Consider the following 16,975-nt stretch of genomic DNA (forward strand, 5'->3'; position numbering starts at 1 on the left):
CCGGGTGGTGACCTCGCGGCGGACCTCGGCGCCGGACTCGGCGGCGGCGAGGGCGTGCTCCAGGTGGTCCAGCTCGGCGAGCAGCGCCGTCCCGCCCAGTCCGGCGGAGCGGTCCGGCCCGCCGGGTCCGGCGGGTCCGCCCGCGTGGTCGGCGTCGTCCGCGCCGCCGGCCGCGGGGGGGCGCCCCCCCCCCCCCCCCCCCGCCACCGCAAAGGTGCCCGGCACCGGTCAGCTGTAGGCGCTCATGCGCTTGCCACCGGCCTGGTCGGTGTCCTGCATGTTCGTCGTACCGGACTGGACGTTCTGCTTCTGCTGCTCGATGTACTGGGCGAAACCGTCCAGCCGGCCGCGCAGGCGCTCCGCCGAGGCGTTGTAGCCGGTGGCGGACTGCCCCTGCCAACCCTTCTCCTGCAGGTTGGTGGCGTCCTTGATGAGCTCGCTGGCGCGCTCGTTGACGAACTCGAGGCCCTGCTTCAGGAAGTTCTGGGCTTCTTCGAGTGCGCCGTAGTCATAAGTCTTGGGGCTGGTCATCTCTGCTGCTCCTCAGTGCGGAATGTGCGGATGTTCGGGTGCGCGAAGCGCGATCAGCCGATGAAGTTCTCGATCGGCGTGTTCGTGATCGGCTTGACGTTGCTCTGGTCCTGCTCGGTCTGCTGACCGGCGGTCGAGCGCATGTCCTGCGACATCGCCTGGAGGTCGGCCAGCACGGAGTCCTTCAGGCGGGTGAGGTCCTGCTCGTACTGGTCGACGAGCATCTTGGTCATCTCGTTCGGGCTGCGCTGGCCCACACCGTCGAGCTGGCTGCGCAGCTGGGTCAGCTGCTGCTCGATCTCTTCGCGGGCGGTGTCGTGCCGACCGGCGACCTGCTGGATTTCCGCTTCGTCAAAAAGTGCGCCGTCAATAGCCACTTGTTCCTCCGTTTGGCAATCGCCGCGGCGGCCCGCCGCAGTTCTCGTGCTCTGTGGATATCGGGTCTAACCCGACTACCAACTTAGATCTCCGCGCAGCCTGTGCGACCCGCGGGTGGTCTTGACCGCGTCAAGCTAGGGACTCCCCTCATCAAACTTGGAAGATCAAGAGGTCGGGGATTGGACCTGCGTGGCGGCAGCCGTGCTCAGCGCCGGCCCGTTGGGCAGCAGGGCGAGCAGGTCCGTGGGCACCTGCATCACGGAGCTCTCCGAGTATCCCAGGGATTTCAGCACGTTCGCGTCCGCCAGCGGGTACTTCGTGCCCACGTCGGTGATGAGGTACGCGGTGCCCGGAGCCGCGCCTGGCGCGGGCAGGTCCCTGGCCAGCACACCGCCGCCTGCGGGGATGACGATGCGGTCCGCCACGGTGCCCGCGATGTGCTGCGCGGTGTCCACCGCGCCCGCGTTCACCCGCGAGGTCGGCTGCAGCTCCAGCGTCACCTTCATGTTGCCCGAGGCCGAGGACGCGTAGCGCACGCACGGCTGCGAATCGGCGGGCGGGATCACCGTTTCCGGCACCACGCCGGGGAATCCGGTCACCAGGTCCGGCCCCTGCGAGGTCGGCACCCCGGAGATCGCGGACGGGCCCGCCTGGATCGGCGCGACCTGCATCCCCGGGTAGGCGTCCCGGGTGGACGGTGCGGCGAACAGCAGGGCCGCGCTCATCCTGTTCAGCGGCGTCACGCCGTCCTGCCGCACCAGGTAGAACTGGCTGGAATCGATGGCCGGGTTGCGCACCTCGTAGACCTGGCCGACGCGGCTGGGCTTGCCGTCGATCAGCGGACCGGCCTGCCCGGCGCCCGGGGTGTCCTGCACCTCGAGGTCGCGTCCGGCCGGGATCGGGTTCAGCCAGGTCGCCGGGACCTCCAGCGGCGCGGTGTCGCCGTAGCCGAGCGCGTCCACCACCGCCGGGCTGGTCACCCGGTACCGCTTGCCCTCCCAGATCAGCTGCAGCGCGCCGTCCGGGGTGCGCACCAGCAGGCCTTGCCCGTGCGTGGCCGCGGTGCCCGCCTGCGCGTCGACCATCAGCGTGATCGTCGGGTTGCCGATCATCTGGTTCGGCGGCAGCGGCTGCACGCACACCGTCCACGGCGTGACCCGCAGCGTCTCCGCCGTGGGGATCGAGTCGGGCGCGTTGGGGATGCCGATCGGCTGGCCGACCGGTGTGCCCTCCATGGATTCCCGGGACACCGAGGACACCGTGCCGCCGGTGTTGCCGGAGGCCAGCTTCGCCGAGGAGTAGTTCAGCGCCGGGTGCAGCTGCCCGTCCAGGTACACGAACTGGGCGCCGGTCTCCTTGTCCATCACGATCGACCCGGCCTGCTTCCAGGAGGTGTTCCCCCCGGGCAGGAACAGGCCGAGGATGCCGAAGACCGCCATCAGCAGCGCCGCGACCAGCACGCCGAACATGGTGCCGTTCTTCACCCTGCGGTTCGGCGATTCCAGCGCGTCCGGACGTCCGTGCGTGACCGCGGCGACGAGCCTGCCGACCACGAAGAAGTACGCCTGGACCTGATCCTTGCGTGACTGCATCAGCCGGCCAGCCCTCGCATCTTCGCGTACACGTGCAGGAGTTGGAGAAGCAGCGGCAGCACCGCGACCGCCGTCAGGGATTCGAAGATGTCCACCGCGCGGCCCCAGTACGGGCGCAGCCTCCGGTTCGGCAGGAACTCGGAGAGCACCAGCAGCAGCGCGCCCACGGCCAGCGAGGGCAGCCACACCGCGAGGATCGCGACCAGCGGACCCGCCCAGGTCACCACCAGCAACGTGCAGGTGGCGAACCCGACAGCGGCCGGGACGACCAGGGCCCAGCGCTGGATCGCGCCGTCCGGGTGCCGGGAGCGCAGGAACAGCAGCAGCGAGACCACCGCACCGAACACCACGGTCCACACGTCGGCTTCACCGACCAGCGCGCCCAGGACCATGAAGGTCAGCGCGGCACCGACGCCGACGTGCAGCGCCCGCGAGTAGCCCACGGTGACCGCACCGCGCTCGACCACGATCTGCTGCCCGATCGGTTCGATCTCCTCGGTCAGCTCGGACGGCGTCGTCGGCAGCAGCGGCAGCGTGAGCCCGGAGAGCCGGAACGACAGGGACGGGATGAACACGCTCAGCACGATCGTCACCACGATGCCGATCGAGGCGGCCTGCTGGCCGGAGGCCGGGCTCACCGAGGCGATCAGCGCCGGGATGCCGACCAGGAGCGTGAAGGTGATGGCGGTGGTGAACAGCAGCGACGAGTCCGCGACGCCCAGCAGCCCCACGACGAGCGCGATCAACGCACCCGCCGCCGCGCAGCTGATCATCATCGGCACCGTCGCCACCGGGTCCAGCGCGATCAGCAGCAGCACGCCGGTCAACGCCGAGTAGCAGACCGCGACGCCGGTGATGATCGTCGCCAGCACCGGGTTCGCGGCGCCGCGCGCCACCAGCGTCGCGGCGGCCAGCAGCAGCGCGGTCATGCCGCCCGCGATGGGTGCTTCCACCGCGACGTCGGCCCCGGCCAGCAGCAGCGGGAAGCCGAGCAGCAGCGCCGCCAGCCCCAGCGCCCGCAGCAGCCAGCGGGTCCGGGCCGGGCGCCACCGGCCGGCGTGGTTCTGCACCTGCTCGCCGACACCGTCGACGAGGTCGTCGTAGTCGATGGGTTCCAGCTGGTCCGCCCGCGGGCGGAGGTAGATCGTCTCGCCGTCGAGCAGACCTAGTTCGGCGATCGTCCGATCCTCGTCCAGCGGCGCCTCGCCGACGCGCTGGGCGACCCAGCCCTCGTGGTCCGCGCCCTGCTCGACCCACTCTGCGCCGAACTGGGGCAGGACGGCGGGAAGCAGGTCGGCGAGCGGCACTTCAGCGGGCAGGGCGACGTCGGTCGACTTCTTGCCGAGGACGAACCGTAGCCTCCCCGAGTCTGTTGTGCGATGCTGGACCTGCTCTTCCGAAATCGCCATGGGTGCCCGGGGTCCTTTCCTGCCAGGTTGAGAGACCGCGACCCGGTCAGCAACGTAACGCTTGCGGGCCCAGACGTTACTGATCAGTCCGTCCCCGCGGACATCCAGGGGATTCCACTCACCAAAGGGAGAGCACGTGAGCACGGTGCTGTTCGCTCGGCGTTCTCGCCGACCGAAACCGACCTCACCGAGCGAGGAGATAGAGATCCAGGAGCCGCCCGCGGTTCCGGAGAACACCGGTGGCGGGATCAGCTCCGTCATGATGTACGCCCCGATGGGGCTCGGCTCGCTGGCCATGGTCATGATGTTCGTGCGCCCGGGGTCGGGGGTGCTGTCCTACATCGGTGGCGGGATCATGATGTGCTCCGCCATCGGCATGATCCTGGTGCAGCTGCTGCGGAACTCGGTGAACCACAAGCAGAAGCTGCACGGGTTCCGCCGCGACTACATCCGGTACCTGGGGCAGCTGCGCCGCCAGGTGCGCAAGGCGCTCACCAGCCAGCAGAAGGCCGCGCGCTGGATCCACCCGGACCCGCGCTCGCTGTGGTCGCTGGCGCTGGGCTACCGGCTGTGGGAGCGCCGCCCGGCCCACGACGACTTCGGCGAAGTGCGGATCGGGCTCGGCAAGCAGCGCTCCGCGACGAAGCTGGTCCCGCCGGACAGCAAGCCGATCGAGGACCTGGAGCCGCTGTCCGCGCACGCGCTGCGCCGGTTCCTGCGCGCCTACACGACCTTGTCGAACGCGCCGATCGCCGTGTACCTGCGCGGGTTCAGCCAGATCCGGTTCCGCGGCGACGAGGAGGCGGTGCGCGGCCTGGCCCGCGCCATGCTCGCCCAGCTCGTCACCGCGCACGCACCCGGCGAGGTGCGGATCGCGCTGTGCGCGAGCGAGCAGCGCCGCGACGACTGGGACTGGCTGAAGTGGCTGCCGCACAACCAGGGCGAGGGCCGCGACGCCGCGGGCTCGCGCCGCCTGGTCGGCGAGACCATGACCGAGGTCGAGGACCTGCTCGGCGGCGGGGACTTCACCTCCCGGCCCCGCTTCGAGGCCGACACCCCGGTCACCCCGGGCGAACCGCTCGTCGTCATCGTGCTCGACGGCGTGCAGCTGCCCGCCGACCACCGCGTCGGCGAGGAGGGCTACCGCAACACCGTGGTCCTCGACGTCGGCGAAACCCTGCCGTGGCAGGCGAAGGCGGACGCGCTGTTCCTGGAGGTCGAGCCGGAGCAGGTCAGCACCGTCACCTTCGACCGGCTCGGCAAGCCCGCGGGCAGCCCGCTGTGCCGCCCCGACTCGCTGAGCACCATCGGCATCGCCGCCCTCGCCCGCACCCTGGCCCGCTACCGGGTCGGCGAAGCGGTCGCCGAGAGCGACGAACCGCTCGCCGGGGACTACGAGCTCGCCGGGCTGCTCGGCCTCGGCGACGTGCGCACCTTCTCCCCCGCCAAGTACCGGCGCGAGCGGATGACCGCGAAGCGCAGGCTGCGGGTGCCGATCGGCATCGCCGCCAACGGATCCCCGCTGGAACTGGACATCAAGGAATCCGCCGAGGACGGTTCGGGCCCGCACGGCCTGTGCATCGGCGCCACCGGTTCCGGCAAGAGCGAGCTGCTGCGGACCCTGGTCGCGGCGCTCGCCACCACGCACACCTCCGAAGAGCTCAACTTCGTGCTCGTCGACTTCAAGGGCGGTGCGGCGTTCCTCGGCTTCGACCAGCTGCCGCACACCTCCGCGGTCATCACCAACCTGGTCGACGAGCTGGAGCTCGTGGACCGGATGCAGGACGCGCTGACCGGTGAGATGAACCGGCGCCAGGAGCACCTGCGCGCCTCCGGCAACTACGCGTCGCGGCGCGACTACGAAGCGGCGCGCCAGCAGGGCGTGCAGCTGGAGCCGATGCCCGCGCTGTTCATCGTCGTCGACGAGTTCAGCGAGATGCTCTCCAGCAAGCCCGAGTTCGTGGACGTGTTCGCGATGATCGGCCGGCTGGGCCGAAGCCTCGGCGTGCACCTGCTGCTCGCCTCGCAGCGGCTCGACGAAGGCCGCATCCACAAGATCGAGACGCACCTGTCGTACAAGATCGGCCTGCGCACGTTCTCCGCGATGGAGTCCCGCTCCATCCTCGGCGTCCCCGACGCCTACGAGCTGCCCAGCGGACCCGGCAACGGCTACCTGCGCCCCGACACCACCACGCTGACCCGGTTCAAGGGCGCGTTCGTCTCCGGCACTTACCGCACCAAGCGCCAGCGCAGCACCCGCGCCGAAGCCGAGCAGCAGGTGGTGGCCTTCGGCACCGACTACATCGAGCCCGCCAAGCTGCCCGAGCCGGAACCCGAACCGGAACCGGACGCCGACGAGCCGACGCAGACCGTGCTCGACGTGCTGATCGAACGGCTCCGCGACATCGGCCCGCGGGCGCACCAGGTGTGGCTGCCGCCGCTGAAGAAGTCCCCCACCCTCGACCAGCTGCTGCCGCCGCTGGTGGACCACCCGGTGCTCGGGCCGCGTCCGGTGGGCGACCTGCAGACCGCGAACCTGCACGTCCCGGTCGGCCTGATCGACCTGCCCGCGCAGCAGCGGCGCGAACTGCTCACCGCCGACCTCAGCGGCAGCCGCGGCAACGCGGCCGTCGTCGGCGGCCCGCAGACCGGCAAGAGCACCATGCTGCGCACCTTGATCAGCGCCCTGGCGCTGACGCACAGCGCGGCCGAGGTGCAGTTCTACTGCCTGGACTTCGGCGGCACCCTGGCCTCGCTCGGCAAGATGCCGCACGTCGGCAGCCTCGCGAACCGCCTCGACAAGGACCGCGTCACCCGGACCGTGCTGGAGGTGACCAACCTGCTGGCCAAGCGGGAGACGCTGTTCGCCGAGCACAACATCGACTCGATGGCGACCTACCGCAAGGCGCGGCGGGCCGGCCGGTTCACCGACCTCGACCCCTACGGCGACGTGTTCCTCGTCGTCGACGGGTGGTACACGATCCGGCAGGACTTCGAGGAGCTCGAAGACCGGTTCACCGAACTCGCCGCGCGCGGGCTCAGCTTCGGCATCCACCTGCTCATCGCCACCAACCGGTGGGCGGAGATGCGGCCATGGCTGCGGGACGTGCTCGGCACCCGGTTCGAGCTGCGGCTCGGCGACCCGGTCGACTCCGAGGTCAACAGCAGGCTCGCGGCGACCGTGCCGAACATCCCCGGCCGCGGCATCACCACCGACCGGCTGCACTTCCTGGCGGCGCTGCCGCGCATCGACGGCGACCCGAGCAACGACGACGTCGCCGACGCCACCACCGAGCTGTCCGAATCGCTGGCCCTGCCCGAGGCGCCGGTCGCGCCGCGGGTGCGGATGCTGCCGGTCACGCTCACGCCGGAGGAGCTCCCGGCACCGACCCGCCCCGGCGGGGACAAGGAGCTGCGGATGCCGCTGGGCATCGAGGACACCGGCCTCAACGTCCAGTGGTACGACTTCGACACCACCCCGCACCTGCTCATCTACGGGGACGCGGAGTCCGGCAAGACCAGCGTGCTGCGGCACATCGCCAAGTCCATCGCGGCGACCTACGGCCCGAACGAGGCCCGGGTCATGTTCGGCGACTTCCGCCGCGAACTGCACGACTCGATCCCCGCGGAGAACCAGATCGAGTACGCCGTCGGAGCGGACGCGCTGGGCAACTCCATCGCGAACGCGGCGCGCGGCCTGGAGAAGCGGATCCCCGGGCCGGAGATCCCGCCGAGCAGGCTGCCGAAGCGCGACTGGTGGAACGGCGGACGGCTGTTCATCATCATCGACGACTTCGAACTCGCCGAAGGCGGCATGGGCGCGGGCATCCTGCAGCCGCTGAACTCGCTGGTGCCGCACGGCGCCGACGTCGGCGTGCACCTGATCCTCGCGCGCAGCACCTCCGGTGGCAGCCGCTCGATGAGCAACCAGGTGATCCGGCGGATGTGGGAGCTCGGCACCCCGGCGATGCTGCTGTCCTGCCCGAAGGAGGAGCGGTTCCTCGGCAACCTCAAGCCGCGGACGCTGCCCCCGGGGCGGGCGCAGTACATCAACCGGCGCCGCACGGTCCGGCTGGTGCAGACCCCGCTCGTCCCCGGCCCGCCGAAGTCCCGGGACTGAGCCTCCGCCGCCCGCCCTGTTCCTCGGGGCGGGGGGGGGGGCCCCCCCCCCCCCCCCCCGGCGGGGGGGGGGGGGGGGGGGGGGGGGGGGGGGGCCCCCGGGGGCCCCCCCCCCCCCCCGCCGCCGGGGGCCGGGCAACCGCCCCCCCCGCCTTCCAACTCGGGTGGCGGCGCGCGCGGGCAGGGGCCCCTCCGGGGTCCCCCCGCTGCCCGCTTCGCCGATGCGGCCGCACCCGGCCGGACAGGCGGTCAGGTTCGGGGACAGGCGGTCAGCGCCCTCCTGGCCGCGGGATCGTCCTCACCGGTGGCTCCGCCGCAGGGAGAACGCCGCGCTCGCGAGGGGGCGCCGAGAACCCGCGGCCGCGTGCGCGGCGCCGCTCAGCGGCTGCGCCGTCGGGCAGGACGACGACGTGCCCCGCCCACCTGCGGTTCCGCTCAGCGGCTTCGCCGGTGGAGCGGAGGTGCGGACGGCCCCCCCGCGAGGCGGGGGCGGGGGGGGGGGGGGCCGCCGCCCCCCCCCCCCCCCGCCCCCCCCCCGCGGGGGCCCCCCCCCGGGGCGGCGGGGGGGGGGGGGGGGGGGGGGGGCCCCCCCGGCCCCCCCCCCCCCCCCGGGGGGGGCCCGCTCTCCGCGGCGGGGCGGGGCTCATCTGGCTTCGGCGGGTTCGGCGGGTTCCGCAGGGGGTTCTTCCGCCGACTTCCCCGGCTCGTCCTTGGTGATCACGCGCATCGTGCGCGGCGCCTGCCAGCCGCGCCGGTGCCCCGAGGTGGACAGCCGCACCGTGAGCACCGCCAGCGCCACCCCCACCCCGGCCAGCACGGTGAACAGCACCGCCAGCATCGGGCCGATCTCGTCCGGCGGAACCCGGTAGGCGGCGGCCGGGGACGGCGGCACCACGATCGCCCCGTCCGCGCCCTCACCGCTCACGACCGAGGCCACCGCCGCGGTCACGTTCACCGTCCCCCAGCCCAGCGCCGGGTCCGGCATCCGGGTCGGCGGGTGGCTCGCGGTGATCTCCAAGCGCTGCTTGATCTGCGGCGCGCTCAGGTGCGGGTGGTAGGCGCGGATCAGCGCCGCCGTCCCGGCCACGAACGGCGCCGCGTAGCTGGTGCCGCTGCCCTGCCAGTGCCCCGGGCCGTGCGGACCGATGCTGATCACGTCGACGCCGGGGGCGACGACGGACAGGAACTCGCCGGTCTGGGAGAAGTTCGCGTGCGTCCCGGAGACGTCGACCGCGCCCACCGCGATCACCCCCGGGTACGAGGCCGGGTAGGTGACCGGATCGCCCTCCTGCGCCCCGTTCGCGGCCGAGGCCACCACCACGACGTCCCGGTCGGCCGCGTAGCGGACCGCGTCCGCCAGCGCCTGGTTCGGGAAGTTCGTGCTCGCCGACACGTTGATCACGTCGGCGCCGAGGTCGACCGAGCTGCGGATGCCCTGCGCCAGCGCCTCCGGTTCGAAGGTGTCGCCGGTCTCCTCCTCCAGTCCGGTCGCGACCCGCACCGGCAGGATCGTCGCGTCCGGCGCGATCCCGGCGAACCCGGTGCCCGGCGTCGGATCGGCGGCGATGATGCCCGCCACGAACGTGCCGTGCCCGAAGCAGTCGTCGTCGGCGGGACCGGACTGGCCGGAGATCACGTTCCGCCCCGGCAGCACCGAGCCCGGCGCGGCCAGCTGCGGCGAATCGGCGTCCACCCCGGTGTCCACCACCGCGACCGTCACCCCGGCCCCGCGGGTGAGGTCCCAGACCTGGTCCGGCGCGAGGATCTGCTGCGCCCACGGCTCTTCCGGGTAGGTCGTGGTGGGCGGCTGGATGCACGGCTGCTCGCCGGTGGGCATCGACGGGATCGACGACTGCGCGGCGGCGGGCGCGGCCGTCGCGGCGACGATGCCGGTGGCCAGCAGCAGGGCCGCGGCCGACCGCACCGGGGTCCGCGTCACGGGTGTCCCACCTGTCCTCCTGTGGTGATGAGCGTGTCCCGCCGTTCCTCCTGCGGGGCGCCGGCGGTCGCCAGGTCCGTCTCGACCATCGAGCCGGTCAGCCGGGACATCGCGTCCGCGTCCTCCAGCATCCGCAGCGAGCCGCGCTGACGGCGGGCCAGCGCCCGGTCCAGCTTGCTCAGGGCAGCGAGGTCGCGCTCGTCCAGCTCGGTGCTGGTGGCGCGCTCGTCGGGGGCCAGTTCGCGGAACAGCACCGCCATCTTCGGCGCCGCCGGGGCGTCCTCGTCCCGTTCCTCGGCCTCGTCCGCGTCCTCCTGCTCGTTGAGGTCGCGCACCGCGAGCGTCTTGAACCGGGTGCCCGCCAGGAACACCACCTCGTCCATCGGCCGGTTCAGCGCGAGCTCGGAGGTGCGGCGGGCGCGGTGCGGCCAGATCAGCACGTCCACCAGCGCGCCCGGCACCGTCACGTCCAGGTTCATGCTGGCGCTGAGGAAACCGGGCTCCACGAACAGCGTGCCGGGCGTGGAGTTCTCCTCCGCCGTGCCCTTCAGCACTCCTTGGCGCAGCACCGGGCGGCGGTGGGTCGGCAACCGGCGGATCCCGGAGACCAGGCACGGCAGGTGCCCGTCCAGCTCCGGCTGCACGCCACCGCGGATGGCCGCGTTGACCTGTTCCGCCCCGCCCTCGCCGCGGCCCAGGTACAGGCACACCGCGACGAAGTCGGCCTTCGCACCGGGCGAGTCGTCCTGGCGCAGCGCGGGCCAGGAGGCCATCGCCGCGTTCACCGTCGCCAGCGCGTCGGAGAAGGACGGGCCGGCCGCCGTGGTGAAGCGGCTCTGCTCGCCGCCGTTGCTCGCCCGGTCCCGCAGGTCGCGCGGGCTGAGCGGCGCGGCCGTCGCACCGGGCTCGGACTCCTCGGCGGAGTCGTCGTCCGCCACCTCGTCCTCGGCGAGCTCCGCGACGTCCTCGGGTTCGGGGTCGGTGACGAGCGGCTCGGGTTCGGCCTGCGGTTCGGGCTCGGCCGGCTCCGGCACCGGCGGGCCCGACTCGACCGCCGGGCGGCCGGACTCCACCACCGGCCGTGCGGAGTCCACTTCGGACTCGGGCTGCGGTTCCGGCGCGGCGGCGGGCTCCTGCGGCGCGGCGTCCGCCGGGGGTTCGGGGGCCGCCACCGGTTCGGCGGGCGCCGGGGGCTCCGGCGCCTCGTCGGCCGCGCGCTCGGCGGGCGGATCCACCGCGGCGGGCTCGGAGATCGGCACGTCCAGCAACGGTTCGTCCACAGTGGACCGGTGCGGCATGCCGGACATGGTCGGCACCGGGGCCGCGGAGACCGTGGCGATCGGGGCGGCGACCGGCGCCGCGGCGGGCGTCCAGTCGGCCTGGTCCGCGTCCGAGCCGTCGGCCTCCGCACCGTCGGCGGGCTGTTCGGCGGGCTGCTCGGCCGGCGCCTCGGCGACCTCCCGATCGGCGTCCACGGGCCGCCCGTTGCTGCTCACCGGCACCCCGAACGGTTCCGCGAGCGCGTGCAGCTCGGCGCTCGGGCCCTGGTCCAGCGGCCCCCACACCCGGATGATCGCGGTGCGGCGGCGCTGCTCGTCCAGCCCGGCCAGCAGGTGGCCCAGCCCGGCGAGCACGTCCTCCGACAGCGCCCCCTCCGCCGGAACCAGGTGCAGCACCCAGCGCGCCGGGTCGAACGCGCCCGCGGCGGCCAGCGAGACCACCAGCGGCGCGCCCTGCTCGTCGCGCAGCGCGAGCCCGGACGGCACGACCTCGGCGAACACCGTCGGGCCCTGCACCGGGCGGTAGGTGCGCTGGCCGCAGCGCTGCCAGCCCGCGGGCGGCTCGGCGATGTCCACGACCTGCTGGTCACCGGCACCGGCCGGCTGGCGCAACGCGCTCGCGAACGGGCGGAAGACCTCCTCGCCCGCCTCGTCCAGCACGGCGGCCACCGGTTGGCGGCGCGGCCCGTCGGCGAACTCCGCGCCGGTGCTGAACACGACCGGGCGGGACGACCGCGCGGAGAGCTCCACCAGCCACTCGTGCCGGGCGGCCGCGGCGGCCACCGGGATCAGGACGACGGAGGCGCGGACGAACTCGGGCAGCGCCTGCAGCAGCTGCGCGACCTCGGCCGGCGCGGGCAGCGGCCGACCGGCGAGCAGCACCTTCGGCACCTTGCCGCTGACCGGCACCCGCGCCGCGGCCCGCCGCACCTCCGCCCAGGAGCTGCGCGGGTCGCGGACCAGCAACCCGGCCGGAACCGGGTCCACCAGCAGCCGCGGGTTCGCGACGGGCTGGATCGGCACCCAGCGCTCCCACGCCGGGATCGGGTACCGGGTGCTGAACAACCACGGCCTGCTGCCCGGCCGGAACAGGTACCAGCCGGTGCCGCCGCTGACGCGGCCCGCGTGCACCGTGGTGCCGGATTCGCCGGACACGGCACCGTCCGGGGCGACCACGTCGAGTTCCAGGTCGACGGCCAGCTTCGTCAGCTCGTCCGCGCGGCCGGCCAGCCCGCTGACGCCGAGCCACAGCACGTGCGGCACGGCAGCGGCGGCGCGCAGCAGCGGTCGCAGCAGCCCCGGCAGCGCCGCGAGCAGTTCCGGATCGGCGCAGGCGCCGCGCGAAGCGGACAGGAACAGCTCGTTCGCCGCGGACGGCAGGTGGGCCAAGAAGGCGCGCTCAGCCGGGTCTTCGCCCTCGCAGCGGACGAGGACGTGCGCCCCGCACCATTCGGCGACCAGCGGGCCGAGCGACCGTCTTGCCGAACCTTGCTGCATCTCCACTCCCGTCGAGCACATCGGTACGCGACTCGATGCGACACCTCAGCGATCGAGTATCGCGGGGACCACCGGGCCACCTTGTCAGGGGTACCCGAAGCTGTGGGTTCCAGGGGGATTCCCTCACCTGCGTTCCCACCGGCCGGGAAACCGCGGCCATGCATGCGTTTCCGCTGATGGGACGGCTCCCGGCAACCGGCCCCGACTACCCGGGACCGGGCGGAACGGTCTCGTTCGGGCGCCGGGGCGGGCGCCGCGGCGGACCGGAACGGAACGAAACGGGCACGACCGGTGGATCACCCGAAGTCCCCGGTGAGCATCGCGGCGGCGAGCTCCACCCGCGACCGGTAGCCGATGCGGGCGAACATCCGGGTGAGCCTGCCCTCGACGCTCTTCTCCGTCGTGGCGAACACCGTCGCCAGCTGCCGGTTGCTGAGCCCCTCGGCGACCAGCACCGCGAGCAGCCGTTCGTTCTCCGAGGTCGTCGCGCTGCGGTCCGGCACCGGCACGCCGTTCTGGCGCATCACGTGCCGCAGCCGCGCGCGCAGCAGCAGCGCGTCCAGCCCGCCCGCGAGCCGGTACGCCTCCGGCAGCAGCTCGGCCGGGCGGTGCCCGCCCGCGGCGAGCTTGCTGAAGGTCACCGCCATCTCGTACGGCTCGCCGCGCTCCCGCGCCAGTTCGACCGCGGCGCCCGCGGCGGCCTCGTCGGATTCCAGGCGGGCGCGGGTCAGCAGCAGCGCCAGCTCGGCGCGGCCGGTGCCGAGGCGCGCGGCGACCTCCTCCAGCCGCCGCAGCGCACCGGCCGCCTCGTCGAAGCTGCCGGAGGTGTGCGCCCGGTGCGCGAGCTCGGCCAGCACCACGTCGGTGCCGAAGGTGAACCCGGCCTCGTCCGCCCGGCGCACCGCGGTCCGCAGGTGCTCGTGCGACTGGTGCAGCTCCCCCAGCACGTGGCTCACCAGCGATTCGGTGAAGTGGAAGAGGTGGTCGAACGGCCCGTCCTTGCCGATCTCCACCAGCCGCCGCGCCCGGCTGAGCATCCCGGAGTCGATGTGCACCTGGGCGGCGAGCGCGTGCATCGTCGCCCACGCGAACGGGCGCACGGCGTGCACCGGCGATGACATGCAGCGGCGGGCGATGTCCATCGCGCTGTTCCACTCGCCGCGGGCGTGGTGCAGCAGGAACCGGTCGGGCAGCACCAGCCGGTCCTCGGCGAGCCCGCTGCGGTCCATCACCTGCCGCGCTTCGCGCGCCTCGCCGAGCGCCAGCAGCAGGTCCACGTGGTGCCGGATCGCCTCCACCCACTGCGAGTGCGGTTCCGCGCCGCGCGGGACCTCGGCCAGCGAGGCGCCGAAGCGGCGCAGCTCGGCGACGTCGCCCCGCATCACGGCGGCACCGGCGCGGTAGATGTCGACCTGCTGGACCAGCACCGGTTCGGCCGCGAGCAGTTCGGTGGCGTGCTCGTCGAGCAGCCGCTGCCCGGCCAGCCAGTCCCCGAGCCAGCCGGTGGCGAACGCGCGCGCCACGATGCGCTGCGCGGCACCGCCCGGGACCACCTGCTCGCCCTGCGCGATGCGGCGCAGCTCGCCGCGCTCCTCGGTCGCGGCCAGCACCATCAGGTAGGCGAGCACGGTGCCCGGCAGGATCTGCGGGGACAGCTCGCCCGCGTGGTGGCGCACCAGCACCCGGGAGCTGCGCAGCACCTCGGGCAGGTCGTTGCGCACCAGGCAGGCGATGACGTGCCTGCGCAGCGCCTCGATCCGCAGCACCGGGTCGTCCACCCGCTCGACGACGGCGCGCAGCCAACGCGAGGCGTCGACGTTCGGGTCCATCAGGCGGTTCCCCGCGTGGGCCATCAGCTCCTCACCGGCGCGGCGGGCGTCCACGAGGGTCCCGGCGTCCGCCATCCGGTCCGGCAGGTAGGCCGGGTCGGCGACCTCCGCGGCACCGGCCCAGATCGCGGTGACGGCGGCGGCGGCGAGCTTGCGGTGCTCGTAGGGCCCGAGGGCGCGCGCCAGCGCGGTGCCGAGCAGCGGGACGCGGAACCGCCAGCCCGCGCCGTCCGGGGCGAGCAGCCGGTGCTGCACCAGCGCGTCCAGCGATTCGCGCACCTCCCGCTCGGCGAGGCCGAGCGCCGCGGCCAGCACGTCCACCGCGTGCGGGCCGAGCGGGGCGAGCAGGCTCATGGCCTTGGCGACCGACCACGCGGCCTCCCCCGCCTCGCGGACCGGCGCCAGCAGGGCGCTGCCGTCGACCGGCAGCTCGGGCCCGAGCTTGCGCAGCAAGTAGGCGTTCTGGTCGACGACGACGAGCGCGCCTGCCCGGCGGTAGGCGTCGATCGCGGCGAGCAACATCGCGGGCCGGCCGCGTGCGATGTCGTACAACTCATCGATCAGGTGAACATTGGGTTTCGCACCGATGGAACGGGCGATGAATTGTCCGCTCTCCGTTTTCGAGAACGGGCGAATCGGCAGCGCCCGCAGAAGTCCTTGCGCGGACAATCGATTCCACAACGGCTCCAGCGGCGCGGCGTCCGGGTCGGCGCGCGCGGCCAGCAGCACCGAGAACCGGGCGCCCGCCATCCGCCTGGCCAGCGGCTCCAGCACCGACGCCGTGCCGTGGTCGAGCCACTGCGCTTCGTCCACCAGCACCGCGACCGGCAGCAGGTGCCGCACCACGTTGCGGATGGACAGCGCGACCTGCTCGACGGCGACGCGCAGCGAGTCCGGGCTGGTCCCGCGGCTGAGCTTGGCGACCAGCCCCAGCAGCGCGGCGCGCTCCTGCTCCGGCGGCGCACTGCGGTCCATTTCGGACAGCAGGCGGTAGAGCGCGCCGTACGGGGTCCGCTTGTCCTGCTTGGACGCGGTCAGCCGCAGCACCCGGCAGCCGGCGGCCTCCAGCCGCCTGCCCGCGGCGGCCAGCACCGCGCTGCCGCCCGCACCGGACTCTCCGACGAGCAGCGCGAGCGGAGGCCTGCCGGGGCCGCCGACCGAGGCGGCTTCATCCAGCAGTCCTTCGCGGAACAACGGCTCCGCGTCCGGCTCGCCGATCGACGTTGATGCGGCTGAGGTGGGTACCACCACGGTGACTCCCTCCGCACGGCTCGATCGCTGCCCTGAGCCACTGGTAACGGTGTGCTATACATTCACCATAATGGGCGACACCTTTACTAGCGCGATAGCGAAGAGTTAACGACCATTGGTCACTAGGCGTGTTCAATGACGAGCGCTTGATCCTCTGCTAGTGCAAAAGTATCAAAACACCTCGACGATGTAGCACCACCACACCAGGTGAAGCGGAGAGGACCCCATGGCGCGGGAACGCTCGACGTTGTCCGGCAGACGAGACCAGTGGACCGAGGCCGACGAGGCCTGTCGTGCGGCCGGCGGGACGTTGGTGCTGGTGCGCGGCGGTCCCGGCGAGGGCAAGACCACCCTGCTGGAGTCGCTCGCGGAGAGCTGGCGCGGTGACGACGAGACCACCGTGTGCTACATCACCGTCGATCCCGCCACCGGCACACCCCAGATGATCGACTCGCTGCTGGACGCCGCGCGCCAGCAGCTGGAGTCCAGCTGGCACGCCGTCCTGCTCGACGCGCTCGCCACCGCCACCCGCATCCGCGCCGACCTGGAGAAGACCCCGCACGCCTCCGCGCTGCCGCTGGTGCACGAGCTCGCGCGCGTCTTCGGCGTCGCCGCCGAGCAGGGCCGCACCGTCATCGTCGTCGACGACGCGGACCGGGGTGACGGCGCCACCGGCTCGCTCATCTCGTTGCTGGCGCAGCGGCTGCGGGCCGTCGGGTGCACCGTCGTCGTCTCCACCGGCTCCGGACCTCGCGCCACGGCGGGGGAAACCCGGCTCACGCCGTTCGCCGACAAGATCATCGACCTGCGTCCGCTGGACGAGCAGGAGTTCGACGCGCTGCTCAAGCGCTGGTGCGCCGCCCACGGCCGGACCCGGCTCGACCCCACCGTGCCGGAGGCGCTGCGCGCCGCCCTCGGGCCGCTGAGCGGGAACCCCGCCACCATCCTGTCCACATTGGACGACCTGCTGGCCTGGGGCCGGCTGGTGCTCATCGACCAGCACTTCTGCCTGTCCCCGCTGGACGAACCGATCTCGCTGCCCGAATCCCACCACCTGGTCCGCGCCGTGGGGGGCCGCCGCGCCGCGCCCCCCACACCCCCCCCACGGCCCACACGGGGGGCGCGCCGGCGGGTGGGAGGTGGAGGGGAA

General features: G+C 73.2%; 10 protein-coding genes. 2 read left to right on the forward strand and 8 right to left on the reverse strand.

Annotation, left to right across the window (positions count from 1 at the left end; all coding sequences use genetic code 11):
- The 5 genes from LCD33_RS21775 to eccD all read right to left on the reverse strand — a co-directional run.
- Positions 1-225 (reverse strand): hypothetical protein (locus tag LCD33_RS21775; RefSeq protein ID WP_224978219.1); only part of this gene is annotated, 225 nt, incomplete at its 3' end.
- A 3-nt stretch (positions 226-228) separates the two neighbouring features.
- Positions 229-531 carry a WXG100 family type VII secretion target gene (locus tag LCD33_RS21780; RefSeq protein WP_224958427.1) on the reverse strand — a complete coding sequence of 101 codons (303 nt, stop codon included), beginning with the start codon at positions 529-531 and terminating at the stop codon, positions 229-231.
- Positions 532-584: 53 nt separating this feature from the next.
- Positions 585-908, reverse strand: a complete 324-nt coding sequence (locus tag LCD33_RS21785; RefSeq protein WP_224958429.1) for a hypothetical protein — start codon at positions 906-908, stop codon at positions 585-587.
- A 165-nt stretch (positions 909-1,073) separates the two neighbouring features.
- Positions 1,074-2,501, reverse strand: coding sequence for a type VII secretion protein EccB (eccB, locus tag LCD33_RS21790; protein ID WP_224967249.1), 1,428 nt, complete (start codon positions 2,499-2,501; stop codon positions 1,074-1,076).
- Entirely contained in the window at positions 2,501-3,910 is a 1,410-nt protein-coding gene (eccD, locus tag LCD33_RS21795; RefSeq protein ID WP_224958433.1) for a type VII secretion integral membrane protein EccD, read from the reverse strand. Before eccD ends, eccB begins: the two co-directional genes overlap by 1 nt.
- Positions 3,911-4,046: 136 nt before the next feature.
- Here eccD and eccCa point away from each other — a divergent pair, with 136 nt between their 5' ends.
- Positions 4,047-8,030 (forward strand): type VII secretion protein EccCa, encoded by a 3,984-nt coding sequence (eccCa, locus tag LCD33_RS21800; protein ID WP_224958434.1) that lies wholly within the window; start codon positions 4,047-4,049, stop codon positions 8,028-8,030.
- Between the two features lie 642 nt (positions 8,031-8,672).
- Here eccCa and mycP read toward each other — a convergent pair.
- The 3 genes from mycP to LCD33_RS21815 form a co-directional block, all read right to left on the reverse strand.
- Entirely contained in the window at positions 8,673-9,968 is a 1,296-nt protein-coding gene (gene mycP / locus LCD33_RS21805; RefSeq protein WP_224958435.1) for a type VII secretion-associated serine protease mycosin, read from the reverse strand.
- Positions 9,965-12,745, reverse strand: a complete 2,781-nt coding sequence (locus tag LCD33_RS21810) for a hypothetical protein (protein WP_224978220.1) — start codon at positions 12,743-12,745, stop codon at positions 9,965-9,967. Before LCD33_RS21810 ends, mycP begins: the two co-directional genes overlap by 4 nt.
- Before the next feature lie 296 nt (positions 12,746-13,041).
- The gene (locus LCD33_RS21815; protein WP_224978221.1) at positions 13,042-15,825 is read right to left on the reverse strand and encodes an AAA family ATPase; all 2,784 of its coding nucleotides are present in this window, start codon (positions 15,823-15,825) and stop codon (positions 13,042-13,044) included.
- A 226-nt stretch (positions 15,826-16,051) separates the two neighbouring features.
- Here LCD33_RS21815 and LCD33_RS21820 point away from each other — a divergent pair.
- A partial coding sequence (locus LCD33_RS21820; RefSeq protein ID WP_224978222.1) for an ATP-binding protein occupies positions 16,052-16,975 on the forward strand: 924 nt, incomplete at its 3' end.

This window comes from Saccharopolyspora sp. 7B, assembly GCF_020177435.1.
Taxonomy (GTDB): domain Bacteria; phylum Actinomycetota; class Actinomycetes; order Mycobacteriales; family Pseudonocardiaceae; genus Saccharopolyspora_C; species Saccharopolyspora_C gregorii.